Source organism: Halobellus rufus, from assembly GCF_000739575.1.
In the GTDB taxonomy this organism is placed as follows: domain Archaea; phylum Halobacteriota; class Halobacteria; order Halobacteriales; family Haloferacaceae; genus Haloquadratum; species Haloquadratum rufum.
On the sequence record NZ_BBJO01000077.1, the window covers coordinates 1 to 1597 of the forward strand.

2 protein-coding genes and 1 pseudogene are annotated in these 1597 nt (G+C 64.3%); 2 read left to right on the top strand and 1 reads right to left on the bottom strand.

The annotated features are described in order from the left end of the window. Both ACP99_RS18685 and ACP99_RS18690 read left to right on the top strand, forming a co-directional pair. Window positions 1-627 (top strand): HAD-IC family P-type ATPase (locus ACP99_RS18685; RefSeq protein ID WP_156105808.1); only part of this gene is annotated, 627 nt, incomplete at its 5' end. Window positions 628-655: 28 nt separating this feature from the next. Beyond that, complete coding sequence (locus ACP99_RS18690; RefSeq protein ID WP_004594625.1) at window positions 656-1309, top strand: hypothetical protein; 654 nt, start codon at window positions 656-658, stop codon at window positions 1307-1309. Between the two features lie 33 nt (window positions 1310-1342). On the opposite strand, the pseudogene ACP99_RS19725 reads toward ACP99_RS18690, so the two are convergent. Continuing rightward, window positions 1343-1597 (bottom strand): annotated as a pseudogene (locus ACP99_RS19725) (site-specific integrase); the annotation flags it as partial.

The following is a 1597-nucleotide window of genomic DNA, read 5'->3' on the forward strand; positions in this document are numbered from 1 at the left end:
CGGGTCGCCGACTACGTCCGCGAGCGTGAGGGGCGCGGCGAGACAGTCGTCCACGTCGTTCGGGACGGGGACATCATCGGCGCGATTGCGATGCGGGACGAGCTCCGGGAGGCCGCTCCTGGGGTCGTCGCGGCGCTCCAAGACGCTGGCATCGAGACGGTGATGCTCACCGGCGACAACGAGCGGACGGCCGCTGCCGTTGCCGAGGAGGTCGGTATCGACGAGTACCGTGCCGAACTCCTCCCCGAGGACAAGCAGTCCGTCATCGAGGGCTACCAGGCCGACGGCCACGTCGTCGCGATGGTCGGCGACGGCATCAACGACGCGCCATCGCTGGCCACCGCCGACGTCGGCATCGCGATGGGTGCTGCGGGAACGGACACCGCCATCGAAACGGCTGACATGGCGTTGATGGCCGACGATCTCGAACGGATCCCGTACGCGGTCAAACTGAGCAAGGCGACGCGCTGGAACGTCCTCGAGAACGTCGGGCTCGCGGTGCTGACCGTGACCGTCCTCCTCGCGGGCGTGCTCACCAGCTACGTCACCCTCGCGTCGGGAATGCTGGTCCACGAGGCCAGCGTCCTCCTCGTCATCCTCAACGGGATGCGACTGCTCCGCTACTGACCACGAGACACGATCACAACCACAACTCATGACATCGAATTCGACTGCGACTGACACGACCCAGACGAGAACCAATTGGCAGGTCGACTACGACGCCGACCCGATCGAAATCCGCGACCCCGTCGCGGAGGCCCTCGGCGTCCTCGAACCGGGCGAGCCGTTCGTCGTCACCTACCGGGACGCGGTGAAAGAAGCCGGACACTCCTGTCCGACAGCCTCGGGTGCCTATCGGATCGTCCAGCTCGGGCTCGACGCCCTGTATCCCGACGACTATCCAGTCCGGAGCGAAATCGAGGTCCAGACGGCCGGCCCGCAGGACGATGCCGCGTACGGCGTGATGAGCCGCATCATCTCGTACGTGACTGGCGCGACCGGCGATGACGGATTCAGCGGGCTCGCCGGCGGCTATGGCGGCCGCCGCGACCTCCTGCGCTTCGACGCGTTCGACCCGGACACGGCGGACCCGACGTTCCGGTTCCGGCGAACCGACACGGACGAGACCGTCGAAGTGACCTACCACGTCAGCGACGTTCCTGACGGTGGACCCGCAATCGGGAACCTCCAAGGGATTCTCGACGAATCGGCAACTGACCAGCAACGAGAGGCTTTCGCTGACGCCTGGCACCGCCGGGTACAGGTCGTCCTCAGCGACGACTCGCTGTTCACCGTCGACGCGGTGTGAACGCGACGGTCTACCCCTCTCACTCGAAATAAGTTACTGCGGTACACTATCGATCTCCTCAAGCGCCTCAGTAGCGACATCACCGAGTTCTCCGGCCTCGATATGTGAATACCGCTCTCTCACCATCTCCTCTGAATTGTCGAGATACCGGGCGGCAACCGTGTATCCGAATGCTCGAACGAGAACTTCACCCATTCCACGCCGGCCGCCGTGTGGAGCAAGGTAATCGTGTTTCGGATGGTCGATGTCTATCTCTGCAGCTTCTGAGAGCCGTTGGAGAATCGATTC

Coding starts and splice junctions, on each gene's coding strand:
- ACP99_RS18690 (WP_004594625.1), top strand. CDS start 656: ATGACATCGAATTCGACTGCGACTGACACGACCCAGACGAGAACCAAT.